This is a genomic window from Olleya sp. YS, assembly GCF_029760915.1.
Taxonomy (GTDB): Bacteria; Bacteroidota; Bacteroidia; order Flavobacteriales; family Flavobacteriaceae; genus Olleya.
This window is the reverse complement of record NZ_CP121685.1, coordinates 43215-66038: the sequence shown is the minus strand read 5'-3', so window position 1 is coordinate 66038 and position 22824 is coordinate 43215. Positions and strand designations below refer to the sequence as shown.

General features: G+C 31.1%; 20 protein-coding genes. All 20 read left to right on the top strand.

Features of this window, described 5'->3' with window-relative positions; genetic code table 11:
- Window positions 1–1152: a glycosyltransferase family 4 protein gene (locus tag Ollyesu_RS00350; RefSeq protein WP_279301831.1), complete on the top strand. Its 1152-nt coding sequence runs from the start codon at window positions 1–3 to the stop codon at window positions 1150–1152.
- The gene (locus tag Ollyesu_RS00345) at window positions 1153–2037 is read left to right on the top strand and encodes a glycosyltransferase (protein ID WP_279301830.1); all 885 of its coding nucleotides are present in this window, start codon (window positions 1153–1155) and stop codon (window positions 2035–2037) included.
- The gene (locus Ollyesu_RS00340; protein ID WP_279301829.1) at window positions 2038–3477 is read left to right on the top strand and encodes an MBOAT family O-acyltransferase; all 1440 of its coding nucleotides are present in this window, start codon (window positions 2038–2040) and stop codon (window positions 3475–3477) included.
- Between the two features lies 1 nt (window position 3478).
- Window positions 3479–4390 (top strand): hypothetical protein, encoded by a 912-nt coding sequence (locus Ollyesu_RS00335; RefSeq protein WP_279301828.1) that lies wholly within the window; start codon window positions 3479–3481, stop codon window positions 4388–4390.
- Window positions 4387–5442 (top strand): GDP-mannose 4,6-dehydratase, encoded by a 1056-nt coding sequence (gmd, locus tag Ollyesu_RS00330; RefSeq protein WP_279301827.1) that lies wholly within the window; start codon window positions 4387–4389, stop codon window positions 5440–5442. The genes Ollyesu_RS00335 and gmd overlap by 4 nt, the downstream gene beginning before the upstream one ends.
- Before the next feature lies 1 nt (window position 5443).
- Entirely contained in the window at window positions 5444–6382 is a 939-nt protein-coding gene (locus Ollyesu_RS00325) for a GDP-L-fucose synthase (protein WP_279301826.1), read from the top strand.
- Window positions 6375–7544 (top strand): DegT/DnrJ/EryC1/StrS family aminotransferase, encoded by a 1170-nt coding sequence (locus Ollyesu_RS00320; protein ID WP_279301825.1) that lies wholly within the window; start codon window positions 6375–6377, stop codon window positions 7542–7544. Before Ollyesu_RS00325 ends, Ollyesu_RS00320 begins: the two co-directional genes overlap by 8 nt.
- A gap of 105 nt (window positions 7545–7649) precedes the next feature.
- Window positions 7650–8804 (top strand): acylneuraminate cytidylyltransferase, encoded by a 1155-nt coding sequence (locus Ollyesu_RS00315; RefSeq protein WP_279301824.1) that lies wholly within the window; start codon window positions 7650–7652, stop codon window positions 8802–8804.
- A gap of 9 nt (window positions 8805–8813) precedes the next feature.
- Window positions 8814–9689: an N-acetylneuraminate synthase family protein gene (locus Ollyesu_RS00310; RefSeq protein ID WP_279301823.1), complete on the top strand. Its 876-nt coding sequence runs from the start codon at window positions 8814–8816 to the stop codon at window positions 9687–9689.
- Window positions 9690–9704: 15 nt separating this feature from the next.
- Entirely contained in the window at window positions 9705–11096 is a 1392-nt protein-coding gene (locus Ollyesu_RS00305) for a UDP-glycosyltransferase (protein ID WP_279301822.1), read from the top strand.
- A complete protein-coding gene (locus tag Ollyesu_RS00300) occupies window positions 11096–12247 on the top strand; it encodes a glycosyltransferase family 4 protein (RefSeq protein ID WP_279301821.1) in 1152 nt (383 codons plus the stop codon). The genes Ollyesu_RS00305 and Ollyesu_RS00300 overlap by 1 nt, the downstream gene beginning before the upstream one ends.
- A 5-nt stretch (window positions 12248–12252) precedes the next feature.
- A complete protein-coding gene (locus tag Ollyesu_RS00295) occupies window positions 12253–13209 on the top strand; it encodes a hypothetical protein (RefSeq protein WP_279301820.1) in 957 nt (318 codons plus the stop codon).
- Entirely contained in the window at window positions 13206–14762 is a 1557-nt protein-coding gene (locus Ollyesu_RS00290) for a glycosyltransferase family A protein (protein WP_279301819.1), read from the top strand. Before Ollyesu_RS00295 ends, Ollyesu_RS00290 begins: the two co-directional genes overlap by 4 nt.
- Window positions 14755–15786, top strand: coding sequence for an exostosin family protein (locus tag Ollyesu_RS00285; protein ID WP_279301818.1), 1032 nt, complete (start codon window positions 14755–14757; stop codon window positions 15784–15786). The genes Ollyesu_RS00290 and Ollyesu_RS00285 overlap by 8 nt, the downstream gene beginning before the upstream one ends.
- Window positions 15786–16784: a glycosyltransferase gene (locus Ollyesu_RS00280; protein ID WP_279301817.1), complete on the top strand. Its 999-nt coding sequence runs from the start codon at window positions 15786–15788 to the stop codon at window positions 16782–16784. The genes Ollyesu_RS00285 and Ollyesu_RS00280 overlap by 1 nt, the downstream gene beginning before the upstream one ends.
- Window positions 16784–17902, top strand: a complete 1119-nt coding sequence (locus Ollyesu_RS00275) for a glycosyltransferase family 4 protein (protein ID WP_279301816.1) — start codon at window positions 16784–16786, stop codon at window positions 17900–17902. Before Ollyesu_RS00280 ends, Ollyesu_RS00275 begins: the two co-directional genes overlap by 1 nt.
- Window positions 17903–18979, top strand: a complete 1077-nt coding sequence (locus Ollyesu_RS00270) for a glycosyltransferase (RefSeq protein WP_279301815.1) — start codon at window positions 17903–17905, stop codon at window positions 18977–18979.
- Window positions 18979–20310: an O-antigen ligase family protein gene (locus Ollyesu_RS00265; RefSeq protein WP_279301814.1), complete on the top strand. Its 1332-nt coding sequence runs from the start codon at window positions 18979–18981 to the stop codon at window positions 20308–20310. Before Ollyesu_RS00270 ends, Ollyesu_RS00265 begins: the two co-directional genes overlap by 1 nt.
- The gene (locus Ollyesu_RS00260) at window positions 20294–21232 is read left to right on the top strand and encodes a glycosyltransferase family 2 protein (RefSeq protein WP_279301813.1); all 939 of its coding nucleotides are present in this window, start codon (window positions 20294–20296) and stop codon (window positions 21230–21232) included. Before Ollyesu_RS00265 ends, Ollyesu_RS00260 begins: the two co-directional genes overlap by 17 nt.
- The gene (locus Ollyesu_RS00255) at window positions 21233–22822 is read left to right on the top strand and encodes a hypothetical protein (protein ID WP_279301812.1); all 1590 of its coding nucleotides are present in this window, start codon (window positions 21233–21235) and stop codon (window positions 22820–22822) included.
- Window positions 22823–22824: the final 2 nt, after the last annotated feature.

Below are 22824 nucleotides of genomic sequence, written 5' to 3'. Positions count from 1 at the left end.
ATGAAGATTTTAATGGTCGCCATACCAAACCATCATTTCTTTCAATGGGTCAACCAATTGAAAGATTCTGGGTATGATGTCTATTGGTTTGACATAACAGATGGTGGACCACAATCGCCAAAAATAGAATGGGTGACTCAAATAAAAGGATGGAAATTAAAATTGAATTTTCCGTTTAGAAGTGCAATTAAAAAAAGGTTCCCAAAAATATATAAAAGTATAAAGAAGATTAATGAAAATAGTGTGTCAAGTGCTTTTCAAAAAGCTGTAGAATCCATAGAACCAGATATTATCCATTGTTTTGAAATGCAATTAGCAGGACTGCCTATTCTTCCTATTATGGAACAGAATACTATTCCATTAATCTATTCGTCTTGGGGAAGCGATGTGTTTTATTTTGAACAATTAGGCGTTTCAAAAAACGAATTGCAACGCTTTTATAAGCGTGCCAATTATCTGATAACAGATTGCAAACGGGATTATCATTTAGCAGTTAAAAATGGATTTAACAATCAGTTTTTAGGCGTTTTCCCTGGAAATGGAGGACTAACTATCGATAATTCTAAAATTAAATCTGTTTCAGAACGACCAGTTATTTTAATTAAAGGTTACGACGATGGTGTGGGTAAAGCTTCAATAGTATTAAACGCTTTGGAGTTAGTTACAGTAGAACTTTTAGAAGATAAGCAAATTGTTATTTATAGTGCAGATGATAGTATCCAAAAACAAATAAATCAATCTAAGATATTGCCAACTTTAGCTATAACCATTCACTCTAGATATGCCTTCATTCAAAATCAACACTTGTTAGAGTTAATGGGTAGAAGCTGTCTTCATATAGCCAATAGTATTTCAGATGGAATGCCTAACGCCTTATTGGAAGCGATGTCAATGGGAGCATTCCCAATTCAATCAAATCCAGGTCAAGTCACTGAAGAAGTCATTATACATGGTAAAAATGGATTACTAATTGCTAATCCGTTTGATGAAAAAGAAATTGCTAATCACATTAACAAATCACTTCAAAATCAAAATTTAAGAGAGCAATCTCAAGTTTTTAATACTAATCTTATACAAAAACAGTATAATCGTGCTACATTGCAACCCAAAATACAAACCCTATATCAAACCGTTTTGTCGGAACATTCATAAATGCAACTTTCATTTTTAATAGTCACTAAAAATAGACCAGAAGATTTGGCTTTAACTTTAAATAAGTTGAAGACTATAATAGATTTATCTATTCATGAAGTGTTGGTATTTATTGATGGTTGTTCTAATACCGAAAGTATTATTGCAGATTTTTATTGGGTACATTGGACAGTTTCAAAGCAAAGTGTTAGTGCGTCTCCTGCAAGAAATATATTATATAAAAAAGCAAAAGGAAGAATTTTTATAGGACTAGATGATGATGCACATCCGATAAGTCCTCATTTTATTGAAGCAATTGAAGCCGAATTTCAACACAATACACATTTGGGCATTATTGCATTTCAGGAAGTTAGAGGGATGTTTAAAACCGATGAAGACGCTTTACAGCATTCTAAAGATTTAGAGTCACATTTGACCAATGACTTTGTAGGTTGTGGTTTTGCGATTAAAAACGAAGTGTATCAAGCTACAAACGGTTTTCCAGTTTGGATAGATATTTATGGTGAAGAACCAGCAGTAGCATTAGAAGTTTTGGATTTAGGATTTGATATTATTTATCAACCAAATATTAAAGTCAACCATCGTATTGATGTCAAAAAAAGACAATTACAAGGTCGCAACTATTTTAGATTTGAACGACAATTAAAAAACACATTACGTTATTATTTGGTCTATTACCCTAAACCAATTAAAAAGGTATTTAAAACATTATGGCATAACTTTAATAAGTATGCTTTAAAAGATTGGAACTATTTTAAGTCGTTTGTTTTTGTATGTTTTACTACGCTAATTAAACTACCAAGTATATTAAAATACAGACAACCTGTACAACAAGACACTATTATTAGAAAATTAAGTTTAAAACCGCTAAATTATTCTGCGTAAATGCTATTTAACTCACTAGATTTTGCTGTTTTTTTACCTATAGTATTTATACTGTATTGGTTTATAACAGATAAAAACCTGAAACTGCAAAATGCATTACTAGTATTAGCCAGTTACGTGTTCTATGGTTGGTGGGATTGGCGTTTTTTGTCTTTAATTATCTTCAGTTCTTTAGTAGATTATACTATAGGTTTACAATTAAAAAAAGAAGATTTACCCAGCAAAAGAAAATTACTGCTATGGACTAGTATTCTTGTTAATTTAGGGTTTTTAGGCTTTTTTAAATATTATAATTTTTTTGTTGATAATTTTGTGGAAGCGTTTTCGTTTTTCGGGACTAAAATTCAACCTAATACTTTGGATATTATTCTTCCAGTCGGAATAAGTTTTTACACCTTCCAAACCTTAAGTTATACTATTGATGTCTATAAAAGAAAATTAGATCCCACTCAAGATATTGTGTCTTTTTTAGCGTTTGTCAGCTTTTTTCCACAATTAGTTGCAGGACCTATAGAGCGTGCTACTAATTTATTACCTCAATTTTATAAAAAACGTCATTTCCATTACAGTCAAGCGGTTGATGGATGCCGACAGATCCTTTGGGGATTTTTCAAAAAAGTTGTGATTGCAGACAATTGTGCAGAATATGCCAATCAAATATTTAATAATTCTGCAGAACATTCAGGAAGTACTTTATTGATGGGTGCTTTGTTTTTTACCTTTCAGATTTATGGTGATTTTTCAGGGTATTCAGACATTGCAATTGGGACGTCTAGATTGTTTGGATTTAACTTAAAACAAAATTTTGCATTCCCTTATTTTTCGCGTGATATTGCTGAATTTTGGAGACGTTGGCATATTTCTTTATCTACTTGGTTTAGAGACTATTTATACATTCCGTTAGGAGGAAGTAGAGGTGGCACGTGGATGAAAGTCCGCAATACATTTATTATTTTTTTAGTTAGCGGTTTTTGGCATGGTGCTAATTGGACGTTTTTGGTTTGGGGATTTTTAAATGCACTTTATTTTTTACCTTTATTACTAGCAAAACGTAACCGTAATAATCTAAATGTTATAGCTCAAGATAGACGTTTTCCTAATTTAAAAGAAAGTGTACAAATGCTTATTACTTTTGGGATTACTGTTTTAGCTTGGGTCTTTTTTAGGGCAGAGACCATTACGCATGCAATTTCTTACCTAAAAAGTATTTTTAGTAAAAGCTTATTGTCTTTACCAACGATAAGGCCAACTAATATAATCATATTGATATTTATATTTATAGTAGTTGAGTGGATTGGAAGACGACAACAATATGCAATTGAGGTCATGTTATTAAAACAATCCAGAGTGTTACGATGGGCTTTTTATATGGTTATTATAGCATTAGTATTTGTATTTAGTAACGAAAAACAACAAGAATTTATTTATTTCCAGTTTTAAGATGAAACGTTTTTTAAAACATATCGTTTTATTTGTGCTACTCTTTTTTATTGTAGAAAAAATCACCTATATTTTTTTGCTAGAAGCACCAAAACGTGAGTATGATAAAAGACTAGAAACTGTTTTAGAAGGTAAAATGAATAAAGAGTTAATAGTACTAGGTTCTTCTAAAGGAGCCTCAGATGTATTAGCAGGACAACTAGAGAATGAGACAGGGTTTACATCTTATAATTTATCCTATGAAGGTTCAAATGTCATATTTCATGAGTTTGTTTTAAAAACTCTTTTAAAATACAATAGTGTACCTAAAATTGTTGTTTTAGTCATAGATACTCCTTATGAGTTTATTGAAGAAGCGTCTCTTAAATTTAGGATAGATCGATTAATACCACTATCTAAATACAATTATATCAATTCTGAATTAATTAAACAGAAAGAGAAAAATTTTCTTTCGTGGTTTTTTATGTTATCAAGAATTAATCGTTCTAATCTTGAATTTCATAAAAGAAAACCGTTTCATTTTAATCCAATAGATAGTTCAGGATCTAGACCGTATATTGTAAGAAATAACAAGAAAAAATTAGATTTTTCAAATAATGTGATTTCATATAATGCAAAAGAAGAACTTACAAATAAGCTAACCTCGTTTACAAATATTCAATATATGTGTAAAATGAATAATATTGAATTAATTTTTGCCTTGCCACCAAATTTTAAAACTTTCAATTCAACATTTGTATCACGTTTTAAATCATTAATGAATCCAAAGGAGAGATTATTTATTTATGATACCTTAAATCCAATTTACAGAGAAAAAGAATATTATAACGACTATTCGCACCTTTTTAAAAACGGAGCACAAATATTCACTTCAGAAATTAGTACCTTTATCAACTCAATAAACAACCAATGAAAGTTGCATTAATTACAGGAATAAACGGACAAGATGGATCTTACCTTGCAGAGCTTTTACTTGATAAAGGCTATATGGTACATGGTATAATTAGACGTAGTTCAACATTTAATACAGAACGTATAGAGCATTTATATATTGACACCATACTTAAAGATATTCATAAACAGCAAAATATAAAATTGCATTATGGAGATATGACAGATGGTTCTAATTTGATTCGTTTAGTTCAAGAAATCCAACCAGACGAGATTTATAATCTCGCAGCACAGTCCCATGTAAAAGTCTCTTTTGATTTACCAGAATATACCGCAGAAACAGATGGTATAGGTACCTTAAAATTATTAGAAGCAATTCGCATTTGTGGACTGACCAATAAAACTAGAATCTATCAAGCATCTACCTCAGAACTATATGGTAAGGTACAAGAGACGCCACAAACAGAAACAACTCCGTTTTATCCAAGATCGCCTTATGGAGTTGCTAAGCTATATGCCTTTTGGATTACTAAAAACTACCGCGAATCGTACAATATGTATGCGGTTAACGGAATTTTATTTAATCATGAGTCTGAGCGTCGTGGTGAAACGTTTGTCACTAGAAAAATTACATTAGCAGCAGCAAGAATTGCACATGGTATTCAGGATAAGCTATATTTAGGAAACTTAGACGCCAAACGTGATTGGGGTTATGCTAAAGATTATGTAGAATGTATGTGGCTCATGTTACAGCAAGAGGTTCCTGAAGATTATGTTATTGGAACAGGAGAACAGCATACCGTTAGAGAATTTTGTGAGCTGGCGTTTAAAGAAGCTGATATTACAATTAATTGGGAAGGTAAAGACGAGAACGAAAAAGGAGTCTGTGCAGAATCAGGACGTGTTTTAATAGAAATTGATCCAAATTATTACCGCCTAGCCGAAGTAGAAACCTTATTAGGTAATCCAGCCAAAGCCAAAGCTAATTTGGGCTGGAATCCTAATAAAACCTCTTTTAAAGAGTTAGTAAAAATTATGACCCAACATGATTTAAAACTGATTAAAAACAAATAACATGCCTCAACAAATCAAGATTTTTTTAACAGGAGGCAATGGAATGGTTGGTAAGAATATTCTAGAATATAATACAAACCCTAACATTACTATTCTAGCACCAAATAGAAAAGAAATAAATCTTGAAGATTATAATGCGGTATTTAATTATATAAAGCAACAAAAACCAGACTTTATTATTCACGCAGCAGGATTGGTAGGTGGTATTCAAGACAATATAGCACGACCAGTAGATTTTTTAATAAAAAACCTTGATATTGGTCGTAACTTGATTATGGCTGCTAAATCTAACCGAGTTAAAAACTTTATAAATCTGTCTAGCTCTTGTATGTATCCAAGAGAGGCCAAAAATCCTTTACAAGAAGACTTAATTTTAAAAGGCGAATTGGAACCCACAAATGAAGGCTATGCATTGGCTAAAATAGTAACGACAAGACTTTGTGAGTACATCAATAAAGAGGATGATTATTTTCAATACAAAACGGTAATTCCATGTAATTTATATGGGAAGTATGATAAGTTTTCTCCAGAACACTCTCATATGGTTCCTGCAGTGATTAAAAAAATAGATGAAGCCAAACTAAATGGAAACTCAACAATTACAATTTGGGGAAATGGAGAAGCTAGAAGAGAGTTTATGTACGCTAAAGATTTAGCAGATTTTATATTTTATGCAGTATCAAATTTTACTGCTATGCCACAAAATATTAATGTAGGATTAGGGTATGATTTTACTATTAATCACTATTATAAAACCATAGCTAAAGTTATTGGTTTTGAGGGACAGTTTGAACATGATTTATCAAAACCAGTTGGTATGTATCAAAAATTGATTGATGATACAAAACTTAAAGCTTTTGGTTGGACTGCAAAAACAGATTTAGAACAAGGATTGCAATTAACCTATAGTTACTATAAAACAGAAGTAAAACATGACTAAATATCCATTAGCAACATCCACTTGGGATGATAAAGAAATTGAAGCTATTAAAACGGTTATCGATAGTGATATGTACACTATGGGTAAACATGTTGCTAAATTTGAAACCGAATTTGCATCATTTATAGATTCCAAATACTGTGTGATGGTTAATTCTGGGTCTTCAGCTAATTTACTAGCTGTAGCTGCATTGTTTTATACTAAAAACCCTAAATTAAAAAAAGGTGATGAAGTCATTGTACCAGCAGTATCTTGGTCTACAACTTATTTTCCATTATATCAATACGGTTTAAAATTAAAGTTTGTAGATGTTGATTTACATACATTAAATTTTGACTTAAATCAATTAAAAGCTGCAATTACAGATAAGACAAAAATGATTTTTGCAGTTAACTTATTGGGAAACCCTAACGATTTTGATATCATAAAATCATACATAGACAAAACAGATATTATTTTATTAGAAGATAATTGCGAGTCTATGGGAGCAGAGTACAAAGGAAAGCAAGCTGGTACTTTTGGTTTAATGGGTACTTTTTCAACGTTTTTTTCGCATCATATGGCTACTATGGAAGGTGGTTTGGTTGCAACAGACGATGAAGAATTATACCACGTGTTAATTAGTTTAAGAGCACATGGTTGGACTAGGCATTTACCAAAAGAAAACAAAGTATCAAACAAATCGGACGATTGGTTTACAGAGTCTTTCCGTTTTGTATTACCAGGTTATAATTTGCGTCCTGTAGAAATGAGTGGTGCTATAGGAGTTGAGCAATTAAAAAAACTTCCAGATTTTTTGAAACACAGAAGAGCAAATGCAGAGTATTTTGTTAATCTGTTTAAAAATCACAAACACTTTTATATTCAGAAAAATATAGATAAAAGTAGCTGGTTTGGATTTAGCTTAATCATTAAACCAGAATCTAACATTAAACGTAAGGATGTAGTTGAGGTATTAACAGCGCATCATATTGATTGTAGACCCATAGTTACAGGAGATTTTACTAAAAATGAAGTCTTAAAATATTTTGATTATGAAGTCTTCGGAGAGATGACAAATGCTAAGTATCTTGACGCTAATGGATTGTTTGTAGGAAATCACCAAATTCCATTAAAAACTGAAATTGAATATTTACACGAAGTTTCAAATAAAAACTTTTAATTTCAAATCATCTTTAATCCTCCTTTTATCCGAAATTTCTTAACTTTCATCCGAAAAAAAGTGTATTTTAGCGATAAATTAAGAATTCGAATCTTTTAATATTAAATGAAAAAAATCGGTTTTATTCCTTTACGTAAAGGCTCTAAAGGTATTCCCAATAAAAACAAACGTAAAATGGTCGGTAGACCCTTGTTTACTTGGGTTTTGGGTGAGGCATTTCAATCTAATCTAGATGAAGTTTATGTTTATACTGACGATCAATCTATCATCGATTTTATCAATAAAGAATACCATTACACCACAAAAATTAAAGGACTATTAAGAAGCGACGAAAGTGCTACAGACACTGCGTCTACAGAAAGTGCTATGCTTGAACTAGCTAAAAAAATCAATTATGATTTTGACGTGTTTTGCTTATTACAAGCGACTTCGCCTTTTACAAAAGCTTCCGATATTAATAAATGTTTGCAAGAAGTTGAAAACGGAAAAGATTCTGCTTTAACTGTAGTCAACACACATCGTTTTTTATGGAAAGAAGATGGAACACCTATAAATTATAATCCGTTACAACGTCCAAGACGTCAAGATTTTGAGGGATTATTAATAGAAAACGGAGCAGTTTATGTTTGTAAAAAGGAAGTGCTTCAAAACAAAAAAAATAGATTAGGCGATACCATAGGTATTGTTAAAATGCCAGAGGATAGTTTACAAGAGATTGATAGCGAAAGCGATTGGATTGTTGTTGAGCAATTGTTGATTGAACGTCAAAAACGTGCCAAATCAGCCCAAAAAATCACACATTTAATACTAGATGTAGATGGTGTCTTTACGGATGGAAGTATTACTTACACTAAGGATGGCGAACATACCAAACGTTTTGATATGCGTGATGGAATGGGATTAGAAATTTTACGCCAGTTCGATGTTGAGGTAGTAATCATGACCTCTGAAAACTCAGAATTAGTGGCTAAGCGTATGCAAAAGCTTCAAATAGAGCAAGTCTATTTAGGAGTAAAAGATAAATTTACTTTGATAAATAAATTAGCTAAAGAGCAAAATATAGAACTAAGTAACATCGCTTATGTTGGTGATGATGTTAACGATTTAGCCAATATAGTTAGTGTTGGTTGGTCATTAGCACCAAATAATGCTATGGTAGAAATTAAAACAAACGCTGATGTGGTATTGTCTAAAGACTCTGCTAATGGTGCGATTAGAGAAGCTTGTCAGTTTGTGAAAAATTATAATAAAAGATTTTAGTCCTAAACTATGAATACTTACAAAACACCTTACATCATTGCCGAAATTGGTTGCAACCACAAAGGTGATATGCAAATAGCCAAAGAATTAATTCAAATGGCTAAAATATTCTGTAATGTAGATGCTGTCAAGTTTCAGAAGCGTCACAATAAAGAGTTATTGACAGAGGAGCAGTACAATAGTCCACATCCTAACCCATCTAATTCTTATGGAGATACTTATGGTGAACATCGCGAGTATTTAGAGTTTGATGTAACCCAACATCAAGAGTTAAAAGACTTTTGTGAAGCAATAGGTATCGATTATTCAACCTCTGTTTGGGATGTGACTTCTGCAAAAGAAATAGCGTCTTTAAACCCTAAGTTTATTAAAATACCTTCAGCATGTAACAATAATGTTAAGATGTTAGAGTGGTTGTGTGAGAATTATAAAGGAGAACTTCATATCTCTACAGGAATGACTACTAAAGATGAAATTGAGGATTTGGTAGAGCTTTTCAAAAAACACAACAGAAATAAAGATTTAGTATTGTACAATTGCACCTCTGGTTATCCAGTACCATTTGAAGATGTGTGTTTATTAGATATCAATTTATTGATTAAAAAATATGGTAACGAAGTCAAGCATATTGGTTTTTCTGGACATCATCTAGGTATTGCAGTAGATGTTGCAGCATATACGCTAGGAGCAAATATTGTTGAGCGTCATTATACGTTAGATAGAACATGGAAAGGCACAGATCATGCAGCCTCTTTAGAGCCTATCGGAATGCGTAAACTATCAAGAGATTTAAAAGCGGTTCATAAAGCTTTAGCTTTTAAAAGCCAAGATATTTTACCAATTGAGCAAGTACAACGCGATAAATTGAAAAATCAAAAAGGCTAATTTTCTATTTTACATATGAAAAAAAAAGTATTTGTCTTTTTTCCTGATGGAGTTGGTCTTAGAAACTTTGCTTTTACCAATTTTAAAGCTATAGGTGAGCAAATGGGTTTTGATATTACCTATTGGAATAATACAGTATTTTCTTTAAAAGATAATCTAGGTTTTAATGAAGTTAAAATCGAAAACCATCAAATTCATCCATTAACTCCAATTTATTCTCGTGCTCGTAAAAGAGCAGAATTAAATGTGTCGCGAGATAAGTTTAATGATGAGGTCTATCCGACTTATAAATTTCCGTTTAATTACAAAGGATTAAAAAATACGCTTAAAAGTTTATATACTAAATTATTAATTGGTTTATATTCTTCAGAGAAAGGCGTTGAAAAAATCCGTCAAAAAATAAACGATTTAGAGCGTAAAAACCCAAAATATGCCTATTGTAAAGCACAATTAGAAGAACATAAACCAGATTTAATTTTTTGTACTACACAGCGTGCCACACAATCTATTAGTGCGCTATTAGCAGCTCAAGATTTGGGCATTCCAACAGTAGCATTTGTCTATTCTTGGGATAATGTACCTAAAGCCATGCAAGTGGTTGAGACAGATTATTATTGTGTTTGGAGTGATTTAATGAAAGAGGAAGTATTAAAATACTACCCTTTTGTAAAAGAACAACAAGTCTTTGTGACAGGTACACCACAGTTTGAACCACATTATGACACCAGTTTAAAATTAAGTCGAGAAGACTTTTTTAAGCAATATAATTTAGATATCAACAAAAAATACATTTGCTATTCTGGTGATGACGAAACCACGTCACCTTTAGATCAATACTATCTTGAAGACTTAGCCAATGCTGTTAGAAGTTTAAATAGTAAAGGCGAAAACTTAGGCATTATCTATAGAAAATGTCCAGTAGATTTTACAACGCGTTATGACGCTGTAATAGAAGAAAATAAAGATATCATTGAAGTGTTAGATCCTATTTGGAAGCAAGTTGGTGACCAATGGAATCAAGTGTTACCTGCAAAAGAAGACTTTAAAATGCTTTATAATGTGTGCGAGCATTCTGAGTTTGTAACCAACGTGTGTTCTTCGACAGTATTTGATTTTGTGGTTCATGATAAAGCTTGTATTTATTATAATTATGAGCAACCACAACTTAAAAACGGTATTAGAGATATTGGACAGAATTATAAGTATGTACACTTTAGAAGTATGCCAAGTCAAGAAGCAGCTGTGTTTTGTACCAATAAAAATGATTTAGAAGGTATAGTAAAACAAATTTTAGATGGGCAACTTTCTAATGTAGAACAAGGTAAACTATGGTATGAGATTGTAGTCGGTAAAACGCCAACAAAAGCATCAGAGACTATTTGGAACACTATTAAAAACCTAGTTTAATGCACATAGGTTTAATCACATCAGAATATCCACATCCTAAAGTCTCTCACGCAGCAGGAATAGCGACAAGTATCAAAAATTTAGCTGTTACTTTAGTTAATAAAGGAGAACAAGTTACTGTTTTTGTTTATCACCAAAATAAAGATGAAATCATTAATGATAAAGGCGTAAGGATTCATTTAATTGCAAAGAAAAAGTTTTCATTTTTAACATGGTATTTCTATAGAAAGCACTTGCAAAACTATATTAATACAGTCGTAGTTAAAGAGAATATTAATATTCTGGAAGCTCCAGATTGGACAGGTATTACTGCGTTTATGAATTTAAAAGCACCACTAGTGATTCGTTTTCATGGTAGTGATGCGTATTTCTGTAAGCTAGATAAAAGACAGCAGAAGTTTAAAAACTTTGTATTTGAAAAATCTGCATTGCTCAAAGCCAAAGCTTACATTGCACCAACTACATTTGCAGGTCAAGAAACTGCTAAAATTTTCGGTTTACACCGAAATAACATTAAGACCATACATTATGGCTTACAGTTAGATCATTTTAATAATGATGCACCAAATGTTTATGAAGATAAGACGATACTATATATTGGAACTATAATCAGAAAAAAAGGAGTTTTAGAATTAGCAGAAATCTTTAATAAAGTCATTGAAGTAGAACCTAATGCCAAATTAAAATTAATTGGTGGTGATGCACCAGATGTAAAAACTGGAGCTGCTTCTACCTACGCTTTAATGCAAAATGTGTTGTCTGACAAAGCGAAATTAAACGTTGAATATCTAGGAAAAATACCCTATTCTGAAGTTAAAAATCAAATTAAACAAGCACATGTTTGTACATTTCCAAGTTTAGCTGAGACACTAGGCATGGTTACGATTGAAAGTATGGCATTACAAAAACCAGTGGTCAATACTAGTATTGGTTGGGCACAAGAGCTGATTGATGATGGCGTAAATGGTTATTTAGCGCATCCTTCAGATATAGATACCTATAGTGAAAAAATAGTACAACTTTTCAACGATAAAGCATTGTGTTTAAAGATGGGACAACAAGCACGTCTAAAAGTGGAGTCTACTTTTGATATCAATACCATTGCAGATAAAAATATAGAATACTACCAATCTATTATTTCAAAAAAATAATACTAATGACTTTTAAAAAGTTAAAGCAATTTTTAAGTAAAAAAAAGAAAAAGCAAATGTTGTTTTTTCATTACTTAAAATACTTTAGTTTGAAGCAACCTAAACAAAAGCAAATAGTTGTCTGTTTTGATGGTTTGTTTACTCATGGTGGATTGGTCGATCGTTTAAAAGGTATCGTATCCTTTTATCAAATCGCTGAGCAATTGGGTTACGATTTCAAAATTTTATTTGATAACCCATTTACACTCTCTACTTTTTTAGAACCAAATGAAGTAGATTGGGAGTTAAAAAGAAGAAATTTGACTTGGCATCCAACCCAATCTAAATGTTTGTATTTAGTTAATAATTTTACTGCTATCCCATTACAAACAATAAAAAAATCTAAAGCAAATACCTTTTATGTATATGCTAATATTGATTATTCTAAAGCTACGTTTCCAGAATTAGATACCCAAGATCTAGAACAAAAATGGCGAGCCGATTTTAATGCATTATTTAAAAAGAGTGAATTATTAGAAGAAAAGCTTAATGAAATGACTTCTGAACCTTACATTGCATTTCATTCCAGATTTACAACGCTTATGGGAGATTTTGAAGATACAACTCACAAAGTGCTTTCAGTAACCCAACAAGAACAATTGAGCAAGCAGCTATTAGCAATCATTAATCGCGTTAAGGCAGAAAGTAATAAAAGTGCTTATGTGTTTTCGGATAGTATTAATTTTGTTAATTACATTAAGCAAAATACAGCTATTAAAGTTGTTGAAGGCAATCCGTTTCACATGGATAATTTTTCAAAGAGTTCTCAGTTAGATGGGCATTTAAAAACATTAATCGACTTTTTTATGATTGCTAATAGTGAGAAAGTTTATTTTTTAAATGTGAAACCAATGTATAATAGTAGCTTTTCTAAATATGCAGCTATTATCGGAAACACTGAATTTCAAGTTTTAGAAACGTGATTATATTAGTACATCAACATAGCAAATTAACTCAAGTATTGGATGCTAAACAGCAACCCATTACTGATGGATTTGGTATTGGAGAGACAATAACTAAAACCCTTGAAAAAATTGCTCAAACTAACACAGATGAATTGATTATTTGGTGTGAACAACAGTATTTAGACCATTTAAATATTGATGACTTTTCAAAAATTTTTCACCATCAACGTGTACTAGCAAGTTATAACTTGTCAGAAACAGATTATCTACCTAAACAAATAGGGTATGTTGAACGCTCTTACTTCTTAAAAATAAATAAGAGTGTGACTTTCCCAACCTGGTTTATGAGTAGCCATGTTGGAGGTATACATGCTTCGGTTTTAACTCATTTAAAAGAGGATTTAAATTTTTTAGAATGCTTTGACTATTTTTTCAATTCTTTAGCTAAACGTGCTATGGTAGAAGGGTTGTTTTGTTATTCTGAACCTAGATTATTGCTACCAAACACTTCAGTAAAAACTGAAACAAAACAAGCGTCAACTGACACCTTATTTAAGTTTGTCAAGCAACACTATAAATGGGTTTGGATATTTTTCTTAAGCGCATGTTATTTGATTTATGAGAGAAAATTTACTTTTTTTCCGTTGCTGAAAAGTTTGTTTTATAAACAGTTATCAACTCACTTTAATCTGGATCAAATTTCTATTCAATCCTCTAAAAAAGTCATCAATAATAAAGACATCGATGTTATTATTCCAACCATAGGTAGAAAGCAATATTTGTATGATGTTTTAAAAGATTTATCCGCTCAGACTATTTTACCAAAAAACGTCATTATTGTCGAGCAAAATCCACTTGACGATTCTGTTTCAGAATTAAATTATTTAACCACTCAAGATTGGCCTTTCAATATCAAACATACTTTTACCCATCAATCTGGAGTTTGTAATGCACGTAATTTAGCTTTATCACAAGTTGAAAGCGAATGGACCTTTTTAGGTGATGATGATAATAGATTGGAAACTAATCTAATTAAAACGCTATTTAATCATATCGAGCAATATGGTGTACAGGTAGGTACAACGGTATATTTACAACCTAACGAAACGCAAACCTATTTAAAAACCGCACAAACTAGTATTTTCGGAGCAGGGAATAGCATCGTTAAATCTAGTCTAATCAAGCAAGTTAAGTTTAACATGAATTACGAATTTAATTATGGCGAAGACAATGATTTTGGTATGCAATTAAGACATTTGGGCGAAGATGTGGTGTATTTTGCAGATATTAAAATCACGCATTTAAAAGCACCAATTGGTGGTTATCGTACCAAAGTCAAACAGCTTTGGGCTGATGATGTCGTCAAGCCTAAACCATCTCCAACCATCATGTTGTTAAACGAAACTTATTTTACAAAACACCAATTATTAGGTTACAAATTGTTATTAGGATTACGCAGTTTTAAACATAGTTCAACTAAAAATCCATTTGCTTATATTAAGCAGTATAAAAAACAATGGAAATGTAGCCAATTTTGGAGTGCCAAACTCCAATCTAAACACCATGCTTAAACTCTATACAAATACCGATTTTTTAACCGAAACGTATCGACGTCAAGTCTTTCCGTTACTGTTTGATTTGGTGTTTAAAGAAAACGACACCTTGCTGTCTAAATATCAATTGGTAGATGCTATTGAAGATGCAGATATTGTGGTGTTTCCTGTAGATTATACTGTTTTTTTTAAGCATAAAAAAGAAATATCTTCATTGTTGAATTTAGCAAAACAATATCAAAAACCTATTTGGATATACACTGCTGGAGATTATGGGTTTACTAATTACATACCTAATAGTTATACCTTTAGATTAGGTGGTTTTGATAGCAAATTAGACCACAATACGTTTGTAATACCATCTTTTATTAATGACCCTTACGACTCTTTTTTACTACAAGGTTTTTCAGCTTTAAAAAAAGAAAAGCAACCCAGTATTGGATTTGTTGGTCATGCACAATCTGGTTTTAAAAAGTATATCAAAGAATTAACAAATCATATTAAATATCAAGTTAAAAGATTATTTAATCTTATTCTAGCCGATAACCAAGCGTTTTATCCATCTAGTATAAAACGCGCTAAGTATCTAAGCCAATTAGCAGTTAATGACCAATTAAATACGCAGTTTATTTTACGTCACCAATATAGAGCAGGTTTACAAACTGAATTAACCCAAAAGGAAAGTTCAAAACAGTTTTACGACAATATGTTTAATAATGCTTATACTTTTTGTTTAAGAGGTGTCGGTAATTTTTCAGTACGTTTTTACGAGACCTTAGCAGTAGGACGTATCCCGATTTTAATAAATACAGATTGTCGTTTACCTTTATCTACTAAAATAGATTGGTCTAAACATTGTTTAATCATAGAAGAGAAGGGTAATGTGCCCATTGCAGAGCAAATTTTAGAATTTCATAATTCATTAACAGAAGTCGCATTTGAAAATTTACAAACCTCTAATAGAGACTTGTGGTTAAATACATTACGTAGAGAACCTTATTTTTTAGAAATTTACAACCAGTTTAAAACCAAACAACAATAATGAATTTGTCTTTTTCATTAGTCATTTGCACCTACATGCGACCAAAAGCGATTGTAACGCTTTTAGAGTCGGTAGCTTTGCAAACACTCTATCCTAATGATATTTTAATTATTGATGGTTCTACAAATAATGCTACTGAAGTTGTATTAAAAGAGAAAACATTTAATAATCTTAGCTATTTTAAAGTTGATGACAGCAATAGAGGGTTAACTAAACAACGTAATTTTGGAATTAGTAAAGTTGATAAAAATAGCGCTATTATTTGTTTTTTAGATGACGATGTCGTTTTAGAAGCAGATTATTTTAAACATTTATTATCTACTTATACTACACATCCAAACGCATTGGCAGTAGGAGGTTGCATTACCAACGAAGTCGATTGGGAAGCATCGAATCATAAAAACAATCCTTCAAAATTTTATTATGATGGTTGGATGCGTAATGAGCCTTCTCGTTTTAAAATAAGACGTGTTTTTGGATTACAGCCAGATGCCAAACCTGGTTTTTTACCTACGTTTGCTCATGGACGCTCGGTAAGTTTTTTGCCACCTTCTGGAAAAATTTATGAAGTTGAGCAAATTATGGGAGGCGTGTCTAGCTATAAAAGGGAAGTGTTTGATCAACTATCATTTTCAACGTATTTTGAAGGTTATGGTTTGTATGAAGATGCAGACTTCTCTATTAGATTGGCTAAAATAGGAGCGTTATATATTAATACAAATGCTAGATTAGCTCATTATCATGATGGTTCTGGACGTCCTAATCAATACAACTATGGTAAAATGGTAGTTAGAAATAGCTGGTATGTTTGGCGAGTAAAATACCCTAATCCAAGTTTAAAGGCACGATTTAAATTTCATGCTACCGAGTTGTTGCTGATGACCATCAGATTTACAAATATCTTTACCTCTAAAGACAAATTAAAAGCCTTTACAGAAACTGCAGGTCGTAAAATGGGCTGGCTTTCGCTTATCTTTAACAAACCCAAAATTCAATAATGCGATTTTTAATCATCACACATGTTTTACACAAGTCCCAAAATCAGCAATGGTTTGCTTACGCACCATACGTGCGCGAAATGAATTTGTGGTTAAAATATGTTAATGACGTGGAGATTGTGGCACCAAAAACCAATCAACCCATTACAGATATTGATATTGCTTATCAACACAAAAACATAACCTTAACAGAAATTCCTTCCATTGCATTTGTAACGTTTGGTAGGTCATTACTGTCTTTGTTATCCTTACCATTTATTCTGTATAAATTATATCAAGCCTGTCGTCGTGCAGATCATATTCACTTACGTTGTCCAAGTAATATTGGGTTGTTAGGGTGTGTGGTTCAGATGTTATTTCCAAAAAAAATAAAAACAGCAAAATATGCTGGGAATTGGGATCCACATGCAGTACAACCATTAAGTTACCGCATTCAAAAAAAAATATTATCTAGTACACGATGGACTAAAAATATGACTGCAATTGTTTATGGACATTGGTACAATCAAACCAAAAATATTAAACCTTTTTTTACAGCAACTTTTAAAAATGAAGATCGACTAATAGCATTACAAAGAGATTATTCAGCACAATTACACTTTGTGTTTGTTGGTAGTTTGGTTAGTGGAAAACGACCTTTGCTGGCTATTCAAATTGTAGAAGCTTTAAAACAGAAAGGCTATGCTATAACTTTAGATCTGTATGGAGACGGTATTTTAAAAGAAGAGTTACAACAATATATATCTGATAATAATTTATCAGAATATATTCGTTTACACGGAAATCAAACTAGCGAAACCGTTAAAACTGCATTGCAATCGGCACATTTCACCATATTAGCCTCTCAATCTGAAGGTTGGCCAAAAGCTTTAGCTGAAGCTATGTTTTTTGGAGTCATACCCATTGCAACACCTATATCTTGCGTGCCAAATATGTTAGATTATGGTAAACGAGGGATTTTGATTGAACCTAGTATAACAGATGCTATATCAAAAATAGAAACTCATTTACAATCTAAAGAACAATTACAGCAAATGTCTAAATTAGCATCCAATTGGTCTCAAGATTATACTTTAGATGCTTTTGAGGCGGAAATTAAAAAACTAATTGTCGCATAAATGAAAGTATTGCAACTTATTGATTCTTTAGAAGCTGGTGGAGCAGAACGAGTAGCAGTTAATTTTGCTAATGCTTTAGTAGATGAGATTGAAGGGTCATTTTTATGTGCCACAAGAGCTGAAGGTTTATTACAATCAAGTATCAAAAATGAAGTTGAATATCTATTTTTAAATAAACAGAACACTTTAGATATCAAAGCTACAAGACGTTTACTTCGTTTTGTAAATCAACATCAAATTACTGTAATTCATGCGCATTCTACGTCTTATTTTTTAGCGACTATTATTAAAATTTTAAAACCAAAACTAAAACTAGTTTGGCATGATCATTATGGGAAAAGTGAATTTTTAGATCAACGTTCACAAGGCATATTAAAAATATGTTCTTATTTTTTTAATCATGTTTTTAGTGTGAATTCTAAATTAGAAGCTTGGGCAAAAAATAATTTAAAGGTGAAGTCGGTTAGCTATTTACCAAATTTTGCTGTTAAAAATGAATTAACTTCCACCACTAACTTAAAAGGAGAGTTTGGTAAACGCATAGTATGTTTAGCTAACTTACGTCCTCAAAAAGACCATTTAAATTTACTAAAGGCTTTCAAAGTAGTTCTAAATGAACATCCAGATTGGACTTTACATTTGGTGGGACATGATTTTAAGGATGAGTATTCTAAATCTGTGTTTAATTATATCAAAGACAATAAATTAGAACAAAATGTTTTTGTTTATGGGAGTTGTCCAGATATATCTGCTATATTGTCGCAGTGTAGTATAGGTATTTTATCCTCAAAATCTGAAGGCTTACCTTTGGCTCTATTGGAATATGGTTTAGCAGGTTTACCAGTTATTGCAACACATGTAGGCGATTGTAATTTGGTAATTTCAGAGCGTACAGAAGGTCAATTAATACCTTCTGAAAATAGCTTAGAGATGGAAAAAGCGTTATTAGATTACATATATAATCCTGAAAAAGCTAAATTAGCTGGAAATACATTTCATCATAAAGTAGCGCATCAATTTTCTGAAACTTCAACAATTAAAACAATAAAAGCTATCTACCAATCTATTTTAGTTTAATGACACAAACAGAATACATTAATAAAAAAATAGAAAACTTATTTAAGTCACTTTATGTAAAATTAGCATTGGCTTTAATGGTCATCTCTTATTTTTATAATTTACCAGCTCTTAAATACAGTTTAACTGGTGATAATGAGTTGAGATTATATGATATGACAGGTGTTGTTATATTGTTTATTGTCTTTAATAATTTAAAGTTATTTACTGTTTATATTAAATCTAAAACTTATTTTAAATATCTCAACACATTTATATTGTGGGCTGGATTTACATTAATTTTTAATGCAGCTTTTAGTATATATAAAGGCAGACCTCTATGGTTTGTACAAACCTGTCTGTATTATTATCATTTACTTATTTTCTTTTACACTGCAGTGTTAATGGCTATGTATATAAGAAACCGATTCAATTATAAAAGAGCAGCTAGCTTTATATTAATTCTAGCAATAGCAGAAGCTATATTAGTATTTTCTCAACATGCTGGTTTAGTTCCTTTTTTATGGAATGATGTCTATCTACAAGCATATGGAGGTTTTTTATCTGGAGCATTAGGTCCTAATAAAATTAATTTAGGGATGAATATGTTGTTTTCTCTAGTGTTTGCAATTGGTTTATTAATGCAGCAGCAATTAAAGGTCAATCGTATTTTAATTATAATAACCATCTTAACTAGTTTGGCTACCATTGGTGTATCAGGTTCTAGGACTACGTATTTAGCGTTAATTGTATTTGTTTGTTACTTATTTATTTCTAGTACTAAAAAGTTTTTTGGTCTTTCAATTGTTATATCAATAGGAATTATTATTGCGTTTTTTTTAAATTTAGAATTAATTGAAACCATTACCGAAACCATTGAAAATAGGGTTGTAAATAAAGTATCAGATCCAGGGATTTTTACAGGACAGAATTTAAATGTTGGCGAATTATATGAAGATTTAGGATCAGGTAGAAAAGAATTATCCGTAAGATATTTGTATTATTTAATTGAAAACCCATTGATTATGCCATTTGGTATTGGATTAAATAATAGATTGCTCATTCAATTTTCAGCGCATAATATTTACTTAAGTTTGATAAATGAAGTGGGATTAGTAGGTTTGTTTTTATACTTTAAATGGTTAAGTAATTATTTGTTTTTAAAATTTGGTAGAGTAAGATATTTAAAATCTGCGTTAAGCGGATTGGTAATAGCCATGCTAGTTACCTTATTTTTTGGAGAACATTTATATATTTACCGTTCATTATTTACTATTTTAGGTTACTTTTTATTAATTGTGGTTATGCTAATTGTCCCACGTTATTACTTTATTAATGTTAAATCAAAATAAAATAGCAGTTGTTATACCTTATTACAATGCGTCAAAACATATTGCTGATGTATTGCATAAATTGCCAGAATTTATTGATGTAGTTTACATTGTTGATGATTGTGGAGAAGAGGCTCTTCCTAATTCTATTTTAGAGACTTTTGAAAAATCAGTACATCTAAAAAATGAAAAAAACTTAGGGGTTGGAGGCGCAACTAAGACAGGCTTCAAACAAGCTATACAAGATCAATTTGATATTGTTGTTAAAGTAGATGCGGATGATCAAATGGATACCAGCTACATAAAAGCTTTAATTAATCCGTTAATAGAAGACAAAGCAGAATATGCTAAAGGTAATAGATTTAGAGATTTTAAAGCTTTAAAAAATATGCCTACTGTACGTAAAATAGGAAATTTAGGACTATCATTTTTAACAAAAGCAGCAACTGGTTACTGGAATAATTTTGATCCAACTAATGGTTTTTTTGCAGTTAAAACATCTACATTAAAGCAATTAGATTTTAACAATATTGCTAACCGATATTATTTTGAAACCTCTTTAATTGCCGAGTTGTATTTTCAGGATGTTAGAATAAAAGATGTACCTATGCCAGCCATTTATGGCGATGAAAAGTCAAATATGAGTGTCTGGAAAATGCCTTTTGTGTTTTTACCCAAACTATTCAAAACCTTTGTTAAGCGTATTGTTAAATCGTATTTTGTTTACGATTTTAATATGTCTTCTATCTATTTATTATTTGGATTGCCATTATTTTTATTCGGATTTATCTATGGGTTGTATACGTGGTGGTACTATAGCTCCAAAGCTATCTTTGCGCCTACAGGAACCATCATGTTAGTAACTTTAACCATCATCATTGGGTTTCAATTATTATTACAAGCTGTGCATTATGACATAACTAAAGCTCCAAAATCTAATTAAATGAAGCGTTTAAGTAAGCAAAAATTACTTGTAATAATTGTATTTAATTTAGTTATTGCTGTTGCTTATTATATAGATAACCTAGATGCTAATTATAGTGAACTCTCATCTGATATACAAAATATAATTCCTGTTGCTCAAAAATTTGACAATCCAGCATTATTTCAAGAGGATTTATATTTGGATAACATTGAAAATGTTAAATATTACACGCCATTTTATGTGCAAACGTTGCGTTTTATGGCAACATTTACCAATTACAATTACATACAAGCGGTTAATGTTTTAGGTTTTATTTGCCATTTAAGTTTTGGAATATTATGGTTTTTCTTACTGTTTAGATTCGTCAGTAATTTTTGGGTGGCATTACTTGTATCAATACTAATTAGAGGTATTATTTGGCTTCCAGGCTTGGAGATTTGGGGTATTTCAGACTTATGGACTATCATGCCAAGAACAGTTTATATTAGTCTATTACCCTTACCTTTTTTAATCTTTTCAAAACCTTTTTATAAAGTATTAATTGCCAGTTTTTTAATTGGGTTAATTTTTAATTTTCATCCCATTACAGGACTTGGAGGCGTATTATTATTTCTTTCATTTATAGTCTTAAATCAAATATATTTTAAAAATAAAGCACGTGTAACATTACGTCAATTTGTTTTAATACTTGCTGCTATTGCTTTGGGAATGTTGCCATTTGTATTAACTTATTTTGGAAAAACATCTTCAGAAGTCACTTATAATCTTGATGCATTTGAAAAAGCCTTTCACACTAGGATTCCAGATTACTTTAGTCAACCGTTTCAGTTTTTAAGACAGTGGCTACAGCTAAAAACCTTGTTTTTTATTATACCATTAATATTATTTTTTATACTCTCTTTTAAAAATCAAGATCAGCATAAAAAAGCGAAATTATTAGTGTTGTTAACCGTTATTCTTATACTAATTCCTACCATTAGTGTACCAGTAGAGCAATTAATAAACAAACTTTTTGGACTTAATTTAAGATTATCCTTTCAGTTAATCCGAGTGCAAAAAGTAGCAGTCATTCCAGCGTATTTTGCTTGGGCTTTTATTTTTGAAAGAATTATTAATGCCAATAAAAACAGATTAAAATACGCACCTTACGTTGTAGGTACTTATTTAGTACTATTGGTATTTAGTCAAAGCTTGTGGTTTAATAAGGTTCCGTTTTTTGGAGAAGATATCTCTAAAACTATTTTGCCACATAATTTAAGCGTATTTTCTACAGAAAAAGATACTGAGTTAGCTATAGATAGAATGTCCAAATACATCAATAAAAACACCAATCAATCTGATGTTTTATGTGCTAGCTATATTTACAGAGGAGCCACAAAACGATCAGTTATATTTGATGGAAAAGGGGCTTCGATGTTAATAGAAGGCAATCCACAGCAGTTTATTGAATGGCAAAAACGACAAGAGACCATTAATAGTCTAAACAATATGAAAGCAATAATAGATTATTTAAAACAGTTTAATGTAGATTATTATGTGACTAGAAATAAAAATGTACCAGCAACACTAATACATACAGAAGGAAGTATAAGTTTGTATAAATTATAACT